Genomic DNA, 16,451 nt, shown 5'->3' on the forward strand with positions numbered 1-16,451 from the left:
GAAAAATTAAGGAATAGGATATGCTTCGCAAAGCGTATGAACTTCTTTTTTGAGTGTCGCGAGATACGCATCATCCGTAGCATTCCTGAGCGCTCGGATAATAATATCCGCTACTTGACGAGCTCCATCTTCTCACATTCCACGAGTCGTTATGGCAGGAGTCCCGAGTCTGATTCCTGATGGATCCATTGGTTTGCGCGGATCGTATGGAATCATATTTTTATTACAAGATATTCCTACTTTTTCCAGAGCTATTTCTGCTTCCTTTCCTGAGAGTCCTATAGAACCAAATACATCGAGCAAAATAATATGATTCTCTGTCCCTCATGATACGACTCTTAAGCCATTTTCCATGAATTCGTCAGACATGGCGATAGAATTGTCAATAACCTGACGTGCGTATACTTTGAACTCTGGTTTTAGAGCTTCACCGAAGGCAATAGCCTTGGCGAGATTCGTATGATCATGTGGTCAGCCCTGAACTCCAGGAAATACGGCGCGAGCAATATCTGGACCATATTTTTCCTTCGACATAATGATGGCGCCACGTGGCCCACGAAGTGTCTTGTGTGTTGTTGTTGTGACGATATCACAATATGGAACAGGATTCTCGAGCACACCTCCAGCGATGAGTCCGGCGATATGTGCAATATCTGCCATGAGAATAGCTCCAACTTCATCTGCAATAGCACGAAACCTTTTCCAATCAAGCGAACGAGAATATGCGGAAAATCCTGCGAGAATCAGTTTTGGCCTATTTTCTCGTGCGAGTCTTTCTACTTCATCCATATCAATTCTTTCTGTTTCCTTATCGAGAAAATATGGAATAATTTCATACATTTTCCCAGAGAAGTTGAGTGGATGTCCATGACTCAAGTGTCCACCTTGATCGAGAGAAAGTCCAAGAATTTTATCACCAGGATTCAAAACTGCGAGAAATACTGCAAGATTCGCAGGAGAACCAGAAAGTGGTTGGATATTCACATATTCCGCTCCAAAAAGTTTCTTGGCACGTTCAATCGCAAGATTCTCTACTTTATCGACGAATTCCTGACCTGCATAGTATCGTTTTCCTGGATATCCTTCAGAATATTTATTGGTAAATATGGAGCCGTTTGCTTCGAGAACTGCTTTCGAGACATAATTCTCACTCGCAATCAGTTCGAGTTCGAATTTTTGTCGTTCTTCTTCGCCAAGAAGAAAACTCAATGCTTCTGGATCTTGCCCAGCAATATATGGATATAACATAGAAGAAAAATTAAGAATTAAGAATAGTAAAAATAATACTTTACTATTCTATTCAGCAATTTGGATTTCCTGTGAAGTACATAATGAGAAAATTAGAATGTAGTATTTTTCATCGATTCGATTGTTTTTGGAACATCACCTTTTGATTTCAGGAGTTCTTGCATCACTTTTTTTGCTCCTTCAAGCTGACGATCATAAGCGTTTTTATAATCTTCATCTTTTAACACAATACTAATATCCGGATGAATACCTTCTTGGTCGATTCATCGATCTTTCGGGGTATACCATCGACCGATTGTGAGCTTCAGGATACTTCCATCCGAGAGTACAAATGGTGATTGTACAGATCATTTTCCATAGGTTTTCTCTCCGATAAGAATCGCTCGTTCATAATCTTGTAATGCTCATGCGACAATCTCCGATGCGGATGCTGAGTATTCATTTATGAGCATTACTATAGGAACTTGAGTATTAGAAAATTTTCATCCGATTGTGTACAATGTCTGATTTTTTCTAGCATCATTTTCTCGAGTAATAACAGCTGCAGTATCGACTGGAAGAACTATGGAAAGAATCTCCACTGCGCTATCGAGAAATCCTCCAGGATTATTCCGAAAATCAAGAATAATTCATTCTGCACCAGAATTGGTAAGATTTTTTAGTGATTTTTCGAATTCTTGTGTCGTATGCTCTCCGAAAAAACCCACTTCCAGATATCCTATTTTTGATCCGGTAAATATTTTTTCCTGTGTTGATGGAATTAAAACAATATCCCGTATAATTTCTACTTTTTGAACGTTTTCATCATCTCATCGAAGATATGAAATAGTTATTTTTGATCATTTTGGTCCACGAATTTTCTGTACCGCTTCATCCGCTGTAAATCAGACCAAGCTTGTTGTATCGACCATAGTAATAATATCCCCGTTTTTTAATCCTCATTTTTCTGCTGGTGAACCTTCGAGAACTTTCTGAATCTTTATTCATTTTGGATTCTCATCTATCACGGCACCAATTCATTCGAAATCTCCTCGAAGAGTATCCGAAAAATCTGTTGCTTCTTTTGGTGGAAAATACGAACTGTGTTTATCTCAAAGTGATGATACGAGAGAGGTTATCATTCCATTCTCAATTTCGTCTTTTGTTTTCTCAGAAAAATGATAATATTCAGTCTGAATAAGTTTTTTTGCTTCTTGAATTTTTTTGGAATCAAAAATAGAATTTCATGAACCTTGGGAAAGAGATCATGATATTATTTGAGAAAATGAAGAAGTAATTATATTATTTGGTTCTGTTGGTATTTTTGCAATATAAAACCCAAAAAAAATACCAGAGAAAAATAAAAATACTAATGCGATGTGTTTTTGTGAAAAAATCATGAAAAGAAATGTGCAAAAGAATTTATGTGGCTTAGTGTAGGAAAATCTCTGAAAAATACAAATCAATATATTTTCCATTTTCACAATAATATTTTTGTGAAAAACTTTTCTATTATCGTTTATTTATCGTCAAAAAATATAAATTTTATTATACTGATGTGAAAAACTTTTATTCTTATTTCTTCTTATTAAAATAAATAAGAATTTTATATAAAGAGATAATAGGTATTAATAAATAATAAATATATAGAAAATAGAATTCTAAAAGCATTTGTAAAAAGAAAAAAAGCATATACAATTCTCTCATTCAAAGAACTATGTGAACTCTTATTTTTCATTCTCGAAAAGAAAAAGAAATTTTTCTCAAAGAAATAATTCAAAAACTTTCTATAACACAACCAGAAAAAGATATTTATTTTATTTGTATTGAAATTCTTGAAGAAGATGCTTTTGAAGATTTTTTCGAAAAAATCTCAAATAAAATTCCAGAAGATGCTTTCGGAAAAAATAAACATGAACTTCTTAACCTTATTTCTTTGTAAATTATGCAGTATAAAGCTACATGTACAAAATGAAATCAAAAATTAATACTTTCACTTCAAGCGAATAATATTGACGAAGCTCGATCTATACTTCATGGACAGGGTTATTCTATTATGGATATTCAAGAATTTACCCAAGTAGAATCTTGAAATCTCAATTTTTTTTATTTTGATGCGAATGTAAATGGTCTCATAAAAACAGGAAAAATTCAATCGAATGATATATTTAAAGCATATAAAAAACTCGTCGAAGATCTTAATTATAATATAATTTATATTTATACATCTGAAGGAATGAATGAGGAACAAAAAAAACTCATTACCTCCAAAGTAAAAGACGGATATCATCTCTATCAACAAAGTATTGGTATCGAAAAAGATAATACAAAAATAAAAACTGAAAAAGAAGAAGATCTCATAGGAATATCACCACAAGTACTCAAAGAAATTGCTCAATATAACGAAATTATTGATTCTACTGTTGAAAAAATCCATAATCTTTCTATAAAATATCACAATACAATTACCCCTGAGAAAAAGAAACAATTAGAAGAATTGGAAATGAATCTTGTTCAAGCAAAATGAATGTCGAATCTCGGACGTCTCAGAAATATTATCGAACAATGATTGACTCTCATTGGTTGACTCGAAAAATGATTGATCCAATGATGAATGGAATGAGAAAAGAAAAGACTGCTCGAAGAAACAAATGATCTTCTTAAACAAGTTGGTTCTTCGAATCGAATCGATGTAACAGGAGATGATGATATCGGAAAAAAAATTACACAATTTTTCGAAAAAATCCAAAAAAAACAAGAGGAAAAACCTCAAGAAGAACAAAAGAAAAAAATAGACACCAATTCATTTATTTTTTATCGAAATCTTCGAGAACTCAATATCTATAAAGAAAATATGAGAGCAACACAAATAAAAATTGTGAAGGCTTTATTTTCATTTCAATTTAGAGATTTAAAACGTCTCCTCCTCAAAAGAAAACTTCTCTCACAAAATATTACTATTATCGACAATCGCATCCATAATAGGAATATTTCCTATACAAAAGTAGTAAAATGAGCTCAATATTATTTTAATCTTACTTTTTTATTTTTCGAAAAAACAGCAGATATTCTTCTTTATACCCTTTTTCTCTACACACTTACTTATATTACTCTCACATCTCTTAATTCATTCAATATTATACATATCACTATTGAATCGCGATTCTTTTTTTATATTACACTTATTTCAGTTGTTACTTTTTCTTTTTCATTTATACGATCGCTTTTTTCGATTGTTTTGATGCATGCATTTTTATTAGTGATGTTTATTTTTCTTTCAGTGAATTTCTAGATAATGTATAGTATTATTATCGGCATTCATGCTTTATTTGTTCTTATATCACATTTTCTTGGATATAGGATTTTCGAGTGAATTTTTCTTCTTTTAGGTATTTTCTTTCTTTTTTATTTTTCTCCACTTTTTTTTCTCGATGAGACCATTTCATGAAAAAATACTGAAAAAAAAGAATTTGGGTTGAAACAATTTTTCGAAAAAATCTCACCGAAAGACTCTCTTTTTCTTCCTTTATTGCTTTTATATATTGCTGTGTATGGCTTTGTAATTTCTGCTTTTTGAACCATTGATTCATTTCTCTCGATTCATAGTATTTTATCGATTGGGATTTTTCTTATTCTTTTTGGTTATATTCTGAGTTTTGATTGGAAAAATGATATTTTTTTTGAAGTATTTCAATTTCATACATATATTGCTTTTATTTCGAGTATTCTTTTCGGAATTCTCTTTTTTATAGAATATTCATATACCTCTTTTTTATTTTTTCTTCTTACCTTTTTTAGTAGTATCGCTGGTATATTTTTTCTCTCTTTCTCACGAAAAATCCATTCTCTCTATACTTCACTTCTTCTCACGACTTTTATTTCGAGTATTTTTATTTTCATTCAGTATTTCTTTCATTTCAACCCACTTTTTCTTCTTATTTTTCTAGTAGTTTTGATGGGGATTAGTATGTTTGAATATCTTCCGAAAATAGAGATTTTCGCACATCAAAAAGAAATTATTCGATATTTTTCCTTGATTATTATTATCCTTTCTCTTCCTGTTCTTTTTTTTCTTGCATTTTCTACACTGACAATTCCTTTTTTTCTTCTGCTTTGTGTGATGGGTTTCTTTTTCTCGATTCATATCCGATATTCGAATTATATCGCATATGGAATTGGATTAGCAATTATTTATTTTTTGTATTCTCTATTTTTCTTTTCTCTTCTTTCATCCGGATCGATTATTTCCGTATTATTGTTTATATTTTTTCTTCCATTTCTTCTGATTGGTATTACGTATTTTTGGGAAGAGCGTTTCGAATATGACTTTCCGATTCTACATTATTCTGCTATAGGTTTTAGTGGAATATACTTTCTGTATTCTATCTTTTTTATTGGTTGGTGAAATAATTTCTTATTTATGATTTCCTCGGGAATATTTTGTCTTGCGATCCTCTTTTTCATGAGCTTTTTCCGTTTCCGAAAATAATACTTTTTTCTTATGTCTGAACTTATTTCCCTCAAAAAATTCCGATCCGATTATCGAGTCTCTGACTTTCAGATTCCACAGACAAAACTCTGTTTTCAGATTTTCGAATGATATACGATAGTTCGAGCAGAACTTCAGGTTCTTCGAACCAATTCCGAAGCTCGAGAACTTATTCTTGATGGTGAAAATCTGGAATTTATTTCTTGTACCATTAATAATCAAGAAGTTGATACAACAACTCTCAAAATCACAGAACATTCTCTCTCAATTCCATGGATATATGGCGATGAATGTATGATTCAGATTCAGAATAAAATCTATCCAGAAAAAAATACATTTCTGGAATGACTCTATTATGCGAGCGGATTTTATTGTACTCAGAATGAACCCATGGGATTTCGGCATATCACCTATTTTCTCGATCGGCCTGATGTGATGAGTATTTTCCAGGTGCGTATCGAAGGTGAGAAAAAATATCCACTTCTTCTCTCGAATGGGAATAAAATCGCTTCAGGGGAACTCGAAAATAATCGACATTTTGTCGAATGGTCAGATCCATTCCGTAAGCCGACCTATCTTTTTGCTCTGGTGTGCGCGGATCTCGAAGAAATCCATGACACATATACCACTGGTTCTGGCAAAATGGTTGATCTCTATGTCTATGTCGATCATGGAAAGGGAAAAGATGCCCTCTGGGCAATGGAATCCCTGAAACGCGCGATGAAATGGGATGAAGTCCGATATGGACGAGAATATGATCTCAATGTATTCCATATCGTTGCGACGGATAGCTTCAATATGGGAGCGATGGAAAATAAGAGTCTCAATATTTTCAATACCATCTATATTCGTGCGAACGATCGAACATCGACCGATAAGGATTTTATTGATGTAGAAGCGGTGATCGGACATGAATATTTCCATAACTGGACAGGGAATCGCATCACGTGTCGTGATTGGTTCCAGTTGACGCTGAAGGAAGGACTGACTGTATTTCGTGATCAGAATTTCTCTGCTGATATGCACTCTGAACTCACCCAGAGAATCGTTGATATCGAGTTGCTTCGAGAATTCCAGTTCGCCGAAGATAAAGGAAAAACCGCTCATCCGATTCAGCCAGATTCGTATGTCGAAATGAATAACTTCTATACTGCAACCGTGTATGACAAAGGTGCAGAAGTAATTCGTATGATGGAATCGATGGTCGGCCGTGAAAAATTCCGAGAAGGAATGGATCTCTATTTTGCTCGCCATGATGGACAGGCGGTGACAACCGTTGATTTTGTACGGGCAATTTCTGATGGTTCGGGTATGGATTTCTCCGAATTCGAGAAATCTTGGTACCATCAACCAAGAACTCCAGAAATTAGTGTGAAGACGGAATATGATATAAATCAGCAGACTTTCACCCTTCATATTGCTCAAAAATCGCTCACTTCTCCAGAAGGTGAAACACTGAAACCTTGGTATATCCCCCTTTTTATTGCACTCTTTGATCCTGATTCAAAACAAGAATTCCCACTTCAACTCCAGAATCCGGAATGACAGAATCTGCTCGAAAAATGAGCAATTCTTCTCACGCAAGAGAGTCAATCATTCACTTTTTCCAATATCACTTCTGAACCAGTTGTTTCTCTGAATCGTGGGTTTCGGGCTCCTGTTATAATCGAGAGTTCTGATGTAGATTATCGGTTTCTGAGTCTCTATGAGACCAATGGGATTTCTCGATATGATGCCTGGAAGCAGTATTCTATAGAAGCACTCCGTACATTTATCCAGAAGAATTATATCGATGCAGAATATATTACGACGTTTCAGACAATTCTCGAAGAATTACCAGAAGATACACTCTATCATTCACTTCTCTTGAATTTTCGGAATATTACCTCTCTTTTGAATGTTTTTGCACCAATAAATCCTATATTGCTCTCAGAAAAACGTTCTGAATTTCTCAAAAATATTGGAACAAATACGCAGATCCAATCGCTTCTTTTCTCAAAGTTCGAGAAAGAATACAATGAATATATGCAAACAGAAGAAACCATTGATGATGAGAGTATAAAAAAACGAGCCTATATTTCGAGTATAGCGCTTCTGATGAGTGAATTCTGAATATCGACACGCGAGATAGAAGAAAAACTCATCAAATCAACAAAAATGACCCTTAATCTCGCTGGATGGAAGTCTCGAATTGCGAGAGATGCTGAAATATGAATTGCTGAACTCAAAAATTGGATGCGGGTGAATGGATTTTTCGATGATCTTCTGATGCGGATGAAGTATTTTTCTCTCATTTCTCAGGTTTCATCGCCCGTGTTCGTGGATATTCTCAATTCAGAAATAGAGAGCGAATATTTTGACTACAAGGTTCCGAATCTTGTACGATCACTTATCGGATGAGTGACGAAAAGTTTTCACTTTTTTCATAAGGATGATGCTGAAGGTTATAGATTCTTCGCAGAGCAGATTCGAAAAATCGATATGGTGAATACCCAAATTGCTGCTCGTCTTGTGAAGTCATTCACTTCCTATGAGCTTGTCGATGAAGTGTCAAAATCTCGCATGAAACCCTCTATTGAGTGACTACTTCATGATCCAAAAATCTCTGCAGGAGTGAAGGAAATTCTCGAAAAAGTAATATCTTAAAATTTAAAGTATTTTCGATGTTTCGATGAATTTTTCACATTCTCAAGAGTATATTTGTCGATGAAAATGACAGAGTAGAGCCTGTTATACAAGTGAAAGTCATCACGGAACATTATAAAAAGGATTTGGGAAAATGTTTTCTCGACGAAATCTGGATTGCAAGTGAATACAAAAAAACGAAAAATGTTATTGAGCAATATAAATATCAGTCAGATCGAGATATTTCGGATGTTTTAGTGCAGTATTATCTTCAGATTTTTGAGCAGAATAGACAGTATTTCTCAGAAGAGGAGCATTGGTGTATTGTTCCAGCGCCGATGCACTGGAGTCGATATTTGATCCGATGATTCGATCATATGAATTTTCTCGCTCAGAGATTATCGGAAGAGATGCATGTTCCGTATAAAAACATTCTACAAACATCATATCGTCCAAGACAATCAAAACTAAAACGCACATCTCGTCTTGCAAATAAAACAAATGCTTTTAGAATACGAAATGGTTTTTCCGAAATCCCAGAAAATATTATTTTTATAGATGATGTTATCTCATCAGGTTCCACAGCGAATCACTGTGCTGAAGTTCTCAAAAAAGAATGAGCCCATAGAATAATCGGATGGTTTATTGCTTCTAACAACTAATTATGTCTGAAAATATCGAAATTATTGGTGCACGTACACATAATCTGAAGAATGTCAGTGTGACGATTCCGAAGAATTCTCTTGTCGTCATGACGGGAGTTTCTGGATCTGGAAAATCTTCACTTGCCTTCGATACTCTGTACGCGGAGTGACAAAAAAGATACCTAGAAAGCCTGTCGACTTATGCTCGTATGATTGTTTCAGAATGATCCAATGAGACGCGTGTAGATGAGATTCGTGGACTCTCGCCAACGATCGCCATCAATCAAAAAACCGTGTCGAACAATCCACGTTCCACCGTCGGGACAATTACCGAAATATATGATTATTACCGTCTTCTCTATACGACGATAGGGAAATCATATTGTCCGAATCATCCACATATTCTTCTCAAAAAACATACCCTTCGAGACGTTGTCGATACTCTGTCGAAGTATGTCGAAGGTGAAAAGATTCATATCTGTATTCCTATTGATTCACATAGGGAATTTTCTACCCTTTCAGAAGTGTCGAAGTATGTAGCTGATATAGGATTTGTGAGGTTTCAGATCGGAGATATTATCTATTCTGTGGCTGATACATTTGCAGACGAGAAGTATATTGATAGTGGTTATATAGTGATTGATAGGCTTGTCGTAAAAACAGAAGAGGAAGAAAAGCCATTCTTCGACACTCGATTCAAGGATTCTGTGAGTCTTGCTTTCCAGAAGGGAGAAGGAAGAATGAGTCTTTATAGTCTGGATAAAAAAGAACGGATTGATTTTTTTGAACAGGCATCATGTCCTATTTGTAATTTTTCTGTCGAAAATTTGTCGATTTCGAATTTTTCTTTCAATTCACATCATGGAGCCTGTCCAGATTGTCATGGACTTGGAAGCTATACGACTTTTCGAGAAGAAGATATTGTGAATCCTCGGCTTTCACTCGCAGAAGGAGCACTTCTTCCGTGGTCAGCGCATCCATACTATATCGCTGTACTTGAAGCAGTCTGCGAAAAACATAATATTGATATTCATGCGATGTATGGAGATCTCTCCAAAAAAGATCGTGAAAAAATTCTCTATGGTGTTCCATGAACATTTGAGCTTTCCTATGTGTCGAAAATAGATGAAGAGCGGACTCATAAATCAAAATACGAGTGACTTATTCCGAATCTAGAACGTCGCTATCGAGAATCAGATCTTGCCAATGATGCATTTTTCAAACGAATCTCTCAGTTTGCTACAGAGCAAATTTGTCGAACTTGTGGTGGTTTTCGACTCAAGAAAGAATATCTTTCGGTATTGGTATGAGGAAAAAATATTGGCGAACTTACCTCACTTTCTGTCGAACAATCACGAACATTTTTTGATACTCTTTCTTTTACCAAAGAGGAAAAGCAGATTGTCGAAGGAATACTGAAAAATATCACAGAACGATTGGAATTTCTCTCTGGTGTTTGACTGGATTATGTGACACTCGCACGTCGTGCCAACACACTTTCTGGTGGAGAGTCTCAGCGTATTCGTCTCGCAACACAGATAGGAACTCGCTTGGAAGGCATTATTTATGTTCTCGATGAGCCTTCCATCGGACTACATCCGCGAGACAATGAGATGCTTATCAAGAATCTCAAGCGATTGGCACGTATTGGAAATAGTGTTATTGTTGTCGAACATGATGAAGATATCATGCAAGAAAGCGATTATATCATCGATATTGGTCCGCATGCTTGAGTCCATGGTGGGGAAGTCATTTTTTCTGGCACATATTCTGAGATTTTGTCTGATAAAAATTCTGAAACAGGGCAATACCTCGCATGAAAAAAGCATATTCTTCGACAGCATTTTGTAAACAAAAAACCTTCTGAGTTTATTTCTATTCTTGGTGCAGAAGAAAATAACCTCAAGAATATCAATGTTCGTATTCCTCTTCAGTGTCTCACAGTGGTGACAGGAGTTTCTGGTTCTGGGAAATCATCGCTTATTGTCGATATATTGTCGAACAAAATCATGGAACATTTTCATGGAAGTGCTGTTACGATCGGGAAACATCGATCTATAGAAGGACTCGAAAATATCGACAAGGCAATTATTATCGACCAATCCCCTATCGGAAAAACTCCGCATTCCAATATCGCCACTTATACGGGTGTATTTACCTATATCCGTGAAGTATTCGCTGCTTCTCATGATGCTCAGAAGCGTGGATATGGTCCAGGACGGTTTTCGTTCAATACAAAATGAGGGCGTTGTGATGTGTGTGAAGGTTCCGGAGTGAAAAAAATTGAGATGCATTTTCTCCCTGATGTGTATGTAGAATGTGAGACTTGTAGTGGAACACGATACAATGCAGAGACTCTGGATGTGAAGTTCAAGGGGAAAAATATTGCTGAAGTCCTGGATATGACTATTGACGAAGCAGTTTGATTTTTCGTAGCATTTCCTCGTATTGCTCGAGTACTTGATGTACTTCAAGATGTTGGACTCGGATATATCAAACTCTGACAGTCAGCACCAACACTTTCAGGATGAGAAGCGCAGCGTATCAAGCTCGCATTCGATCTTGCCAAAAGATCGACAGGAAAGACACTCTATATTCTCGATGAGCCAACGACCGGACTCCATTTTTCTGATGTTCAGAAATTGCTCGACATTCTCGACAAACTCGTAGGAAAAGGGAATAGTGTCATTGTTATCGAACATAATCTCGATATTATCGCTAATGCTGATGCGATTATCGACATCGGTCCAGAATGATGAGATCGATGAGGAAATCTCGTATTTGCTTGACCACGTGAAAAACTCCTCGATGTCGAGGAGTCGTATACAGCGAGAGCGCTCAAGAAGTATATGAAACAAAAGAAGTAGTCGTCTAGACTGCCCAGACGAGCCAGATTCCGATAACAAGTCACAAGAGTAGGACAAACTGAATAGCAAAGATGCTACGCTTCATACTTCGCACCATCTTGTTCGTTCCAGATGGACAGCCAATGAGTGTCAGTCACTTGAATATCGCCATCCAACCAAAGAGTGTCACCGCTCCTTCTCAGTTCATCGTCCACACATTGTGGAGGATTACGGAGATGAGTCCGAACATGAGAGCCAAGAATCCTGCTAACATAACAAACACTCTATTTTCCGCAAGAGTGAACATTTCCATGAGAAATGCTTTTCCTCGGATGAGGAATAGGGCGGTCGTGACGATAAGGAACCATCCCCAAAATTGAGCCAAAACAACAGAAGTTTCCATAAGAGTAAAAATTATAGAGTAAACTTTTTGTTTTCGGATGTGTATGGGTTAAGAAATAGGTGGTGTAATTATAGGCGAATAGGGCGAGGGTGCAAGAAAAATCCTCAGAGTTGAGGATTTATAGAGTTTAAAATGCTAGAATTATTGATTACTATCGTCTGATGATTGATATGATTTCTCAAACCATCCTTGGAGAGAATAGAATGAGTATAATTCAAAGGAATAAAAAATTGCCTGAAATATTTATCATTCCGTAAAGAATAATAAGAACAATAATTCCCATCATCCCTAATTGAATTCTTCAGTTTGGCAACCAATTTTTCATAAGCGTTCATGATATTTCTGCTGCCATTTTTTCAAGTCTTTCCTTTTCTTCAAATGTAGTACTTTTATCATTGAGCATAAGGCTTATTTCTTTCAACGTCTTTTCAAGGTCAGTACGAGTTTTATTCATAAATTTAAATAAAAACTAAAAGAAAGCGTTATCAATCAGATACTAATGCCCCAACATGAGTATATCCTCATGCACGCTATTGGCTGCCAGACATCCTTCCGCAGCACTCATAATTGTTTGTCGAAATTTATTGGAGTTGGTTGTCACATCTCCTGCTGCATAGAGTCACTTCACTGTTGTCTCTTGGCGCTTGTCGACGATGAGAGTGCCATCCGTATCTTTTTCAGGAGAGAGATTGTCGACAATCCTCGTGAATGGTGTCGATCCAATGGCGACAAATACTCCATCGAGTGGGAGGATAGAGTCATCCTGTAACTTGAGTCCTGTGACACCCATCATACCTCCGATGACTTCCTTGGCTTGGGTATTCATATGTATGGTGATGTTGCTTTTTGCTTTTGCTTTCTCGACCCAAATATTTTCTGCACGAATTTTGTCGGATCGAACGAGAATATGAACTTCCTTCGCGATCTCAGCAAGATAGAGAGCTTCAGTGATAGCAGTATTTCCAGCTCCGACGACAGCGACTGTGAGTCATTTATAGAAATTCCCATCGCACGTAGCACAATAGGATACCCCTTGTCCGTAGAATTCTTTTTCTCCAGGAACTCCGAGCATTTTGTACTCATTTCCTGTGGCGAGGATGATACGACGAGCCTCGAATGTTTTTCCTGTCATAGTCGTAACCGCGAACATATCTTCGCCAATCTTCGACACTTCTTCGACACGATCTTGGAGCAGTTCTGACCCTGCACTTTCGGCATGTTGACGGAAATTCTTCATGATTTCGCCACCTGGAGCAGATAGCGTTCCAGGATAATTTTCGACACAATGAGACGTGGCGAGCGCGCCGCCTGGCATCTCACCAATTATGAGATTGGAGAGCTTGTATCGGCTGGCGTACATACCTGCAGGGAGCCCAGCAGAACCAGCACCGATGATGATAACGTCGTACATAAAAGAAATGAAAATAGGTTAGTAATGAGAATTTGTCTCATTATATAAATTTCTCGAAAAATGCAAATAAATAGCTTTAAAACAGAACTTATCTAAACACGGGTTTCGTGCGATTTTCGATATTCTTGGATTACATTATTGATTCGTCGAGCGCTCTCAATTGGATCTGGAGCATATTTGATGACCATATTGGAAGTCTCGCTGGCTGTATGAATATGGACTTCTCCGAAACCAAATATTGTCTGAAATATGCCAGCTGTATGTGCGTTGACTTCTTGGACTCGATCGAGAGAACATTCGCTCACAGAACGCGCAAGTGCGGAAATCTGATCAATGCCAATAACCCGAGAATCTGTGATAATAAAAATATCCAGTTCATCGTTTATCCAATCCAGTAGAATAAAAGTCAGAAAAACAATCCAATAGAGAGAAATTCCTCACCAATACAATCCACTTCCGAAAAGATCAATGATAGGGGTTTGATAGTTCAATAAAATGGCTGATGATGCAAAAAGTGCCACAAAATATAAAAAGTGAAAAATCAGAATAATCCAGTGTCGATGAAGCGTGAGGAGAATATGTTCGTTTTCTCTTAGGAGCGAGACGTGTTCTTTGTTGAGCATGTGATATGAGGTTCCTTGAGATAAAAAGGTATAAGCGTCTTTGTAGGAGAAAGGTGTGAAAAGATTTTCCCAAGCTTTTCCCAATCTTCCGCATATTCTATCAAAACTTTCTTGTCTGTAAAATCATTTTGGCTTCCATAGCCTTCATATATTCCTGGTGGAAGATTCTTTCGTGGTACGTGCTGAGAATTTCACTGGTCGTTTCGAATTATATATTCTTCATTATTTGCTTGAATAATAGGAATATTTTTCTCAATGAGTTGGAAAAAATGACATCATTTCACAATAATTCATCGACTGAGAATGAGTGATGAGAGCGTGAGGGTGATAATCCGCATTCGGGTAAATGCTCAAGGTCACAGTATTACCCAAAATTCATCAATATTATGAGCTTCCATAAAAGTCATAATTGTATCAGGAAAAGTCGAGAAGTCATCTCATTTCGGAATAGAAAAAGAATCTAGAAGTCTGTCTCATTCCAGAAAAAAACATTCAATATTAGATCGAAGGGGATTGATATAGAGGACACGCATAAGAAATAGAATTAATTGCCTCGATATGAGAGCGCTTCAAGAATATGTGGAACTTCGACATAAGATGATCACTCTATATCAGCTATAGTACGGGCAACGCGAAGAATTCGATAGAAAACACGTGTCGAAAGATGCAATTTTTCTGTCGATGATATGGCGATCTTCTTCGCCTCTTCTTTTATAGATCAGTACTTCTCTATGTCGACGTTCGACATTTCCGCATTTCTATGGAGCTTTGTTCCTGAGAATCGTTCTTTCTGAATACTGCGAGCGTGTTCGACTATTTTTCTGAGTTCTTCGGTGGTCTGATTCTCAGATTTTCTCTCGAGTTCGCCGACCTTTATGCGAGGAACCTGGATGAATATATCGACACGATCCAGAATCGGTCATGATAGACGAGAACGATAGCGTTCTATAGTGTGAGACGAACAGATACATTCTTTCTCAGGATCACCCATATAACCACATGGACAAGGATTCATCGCTCCCACAAGCGAAAAACGGGAAGGATAACGACAACTCATATTGACACGGTTGATCGTTATTTCGCCATCTTCGAGTGGTTGGCGAAGTGTCTCGAGAATATGTTTGTCGAACTCGAGGAATTCATCGAGAAAAAGAACTCACTTATGTGCAAGAGAAATTTCTCCTGGTCTTGAATCTCTTCCACCACCAATGATAGATGCTTCACTCGCAGTATGGTGAATGATTCGGAATGGACGCTCAGTCACAAGTGGCATATCTTTCGAGAGAAGTCCAGCAACAGAATATATCTTTGACAACTCAATCTGCTCCTCCGTATCCATAGAAGGAAGGATTCCTGCAAGCGCTTTGGCGAGCATGGTTTTCCCTGATCCAGGAGGTCATTGCATCAGGATATTGTGTCCACCAGCAGCAGCAATGAGAAGCGCTCGTTTCGCTTGTTCTTGTCCATGGATCGACACAAAATCGACAACCATATGGGTTCGTGGAGCCTCATTGATATCGAGCTTCGGACGAGGTACAATCTCTTGCTCTCAGGAGAGCATCTTGACCGCTTCATCGAGTGTAGAAATCCCGATGACATCAATATCCGGAATAACAGAAGCCTCTTCGATATTTGCTATCGGGAGAAATATTCGCTTCATTCCCATCTCGCGTGCGAGTATTGTCGCTGGGAGAGCTCACTGAATACTTCTCACATTTCCATCGAGCGCGAGTTCCCCGAGAAAAAGGGAAGTTTTTATAATTGTATCATCAAACTCACATTCTTTCCCGAGAATTCCGAGAGCAATCGGAAGATCGTAGATGGGTCATTTTTTCTTGATATCTGCTGGTGCAAGATTGACGGTGATGCGACTTCCACCCGGGAAACTATATCCAGCATTTTTGATAGCGCTTCTCACGCGTTCCCGACTCTCCTGAATAGCGGTATCACCGAGTCATACGATGGTGAATTGTCCAATGCCCATCACTACATCGACCTCTACTTCGATCAGATTTCCATGAATTCCATAAATGGATGCAGAAAAGAGTTTTTGCATAACAAAAATATTGAAAATATATATTTATCCTAGTCATGAATTTTGAAAAAACAAAGGTTTTCCATATTTTCTCTTGTTGTAAAGTGAAAATATGTCCGAATATTTGGTGATGTTCTCCTTTTTTGGT

The 16,451-nt window shown here is 37.0% G+C and carries 13 protein-coding genes; 5 read left to right on the top strand and 8 right to left on the bottom strand.

What is annotated here, in order from left to right; all coding sequences use genetic code 25:
- Window positions 1–6 precede the first annotated feature (6 nt).
- Together PHY14_04355 and PHY14_04360 are read right to left on the bottom strand one after the other, a co-directional pair.
- The gene (locus PHY14_04355) at window positions 7–1,248 is read right to left on the bottom strand and encodes a serine hydroxymethyltransferase (protein MDD2694133.1); all 1,242 of its coding nucleotides are present in this window, start codon (window positions 1,246–1,248) and stop codon (window positions 7–9) included.
- Window positions 1,249–1,340: 92 nt separating this feature from the next.
- A complete protein-coding gene (locus PHY14_04360; GenBank protein ID MDD2694134.1) occupies window positions 1,341–2,369 on the bottom strand; it encodes a S41 family peptidase in 1,029 nt (342 codons plus the stop codon).
- Window positions 2,370–2,944: 575 nt separating this feature from the next.
- On the opposite strand from PHY14_04360, the gene PHY14_04365 reads away from it, so the two are divergent.
- The 5 genes from PHY14_04365 (at window position 2,945) to uvrA (ending at window position 11,852) form a co-directional block, all read left to right on the top strand.
- Window positions 2,945–3,169 carry a hypothetical protein gene (locus PHY14_04365; protein ID MDD2694135.1) on the top strand — a complete coding sequence of 75 codons (225 nt, stop codon included), beginning with the start codon at window positions 2,945–2,947 and terminating at the stop codon, window positions 3,167–3,169.
- Window positions 3,170–3,172: 3 nt separating this feature from the next.
- Window positions 3,173–4,519: a hypothetical protein gene (locus tag PHY14_04370; GenBank protein MDD2694136.1), complete on the top strand. Its 1,347-nt coding sequence runs from the start codon at window positions 3,173–3,175 to the stop codon at window positions 4,517–4,519.
- Between the two features lie 1,209 nt (window positions 4,520–5,728).
- Window positions 5,729–8,362 (top strand): aminopeptidase N, encoded by a 2,634-nt coding sequence (gene pepN / locus PHY14_04375; GenBank protein ID MDD2694137.1) that lies wholly within the window; start codon window positions 5,729–5,731, stop codon window positions 8,360–8,362.
- A gap of 17 nt (window positions 8,363–8,379) precedes the next feature.
- Window positions 8,380–9,003, top strand: a complete 624-nt coding sequence (locus PHY14_04380) for a hypothetical protein (protein MDD2694138.1) — start codon at window positions 8,380–8,382, stop codon at window positions 9,001–9,003.
- Between the two features lie 2 nt (window positions 9,004–9,005).
- Window positions 9,006–11,852, top strand: a complete 2,847-nt coding sequence (uvrA, locus tag PHY14_04385; GenBank protein ID MDD2694139.1) for an excinuclease ABC subunit UvrA — start codon at window positions 9,006–9,008, stop codon at window positions 11,850–11,852.
- Window positions 11,853–11,856: 4 nt separating this feature from the next.
- On the opposite strand, the gene PHY14_04390 is transcribed toward uvrA, so the two are convergent.
- The 6 genes from PHY14_04390 to PHY14_04415 all read right to left on the bottom strand — a co-directional run bounded on the left by PHY14_04390 (window position 11,857) and on the right by PHY14_04415 (window position 16,324).
- Window positions 11,857–12,234 (bottom strand): hypothetical protein, encoded by a 378-nt coding sequence (locus PHY14_04390; protein ID MDD2694140.1) that lies wholly within the window; start codon window positions 12,232–12,234, stop codon window positions 11,857–11,859.
- 151 nt (window positions 12,235–12,385) lie between these two features.
- Complete coding sequence (locus tag PHY14_04395; protein MDD2694141.1) at window positions 12,386–12,688, bottom strand: hypothetical protein; 303 nt, start codon at window positions 12,686–12,688, stop codon at window positions 12,386–12,388.
- Window positions 12,689–12,730: 42 nt separating this feature from the next.
- Window positions 12,731–13,645, bottom strand: a complete 915-nt coding sequence (locus PHY14_04400; GenBank protein MDD2694142.1) for an FAD-dependent oxidoreductase — start codon at window positions 13,643–13,645, stop codon at window positions 12,731–12,733.
- A gap of 92 nt (window positions 13,646–13,737) precedes the next feature.
- Window positions 13,738–14,268, bottom strand: coding sequence for a PH domain-containing protein (locus tag PHY14_04405; protein MDD2694143.1), 531 nt, complete (start codon window positions 14,266–14,268; stop codon window positions 13,738–13,740).
- On the bottom strand, window positions 14,238–14,801 hold the full coding sequence (locus PHY14_04410) for a hypothetical protein (protein MDD2694144.1): 564 nt from the start codon (window positions 14,799–14,801) through the stop codon (window positions 14,238–14,240). Before PHY14_04410 ends, PHY14_04405 begins: the two co-directional genes overlap by 31 nt.
- A gap of 11 nt (window positions 14,802–14,812) precedes the next feature.
- Window positions 14,813–16,324, bottom strand: a complete 1,512-nt coding sequence (locus PHY14_04415; GenBank protein ID MDD2694145.1) for a YifB family Mg chelatase-like AAA ATPase — start codon at window positions 16,322–16,324, stop codon at window positions 14,813–14,815.
- Window positions 16,325–16,451 lie beyond the last annotated feature (127 nt).

The sequence above is a fragment of the Candidatus Gracilibacteria bacterium genome (assembly GCA_028687475.1).
In the GTDB taxonomy this organism is placed as follows: Bacteria; Patescibacteriota; Gracilibacteria; order BD1-5; family UBA2023; genus STC-74.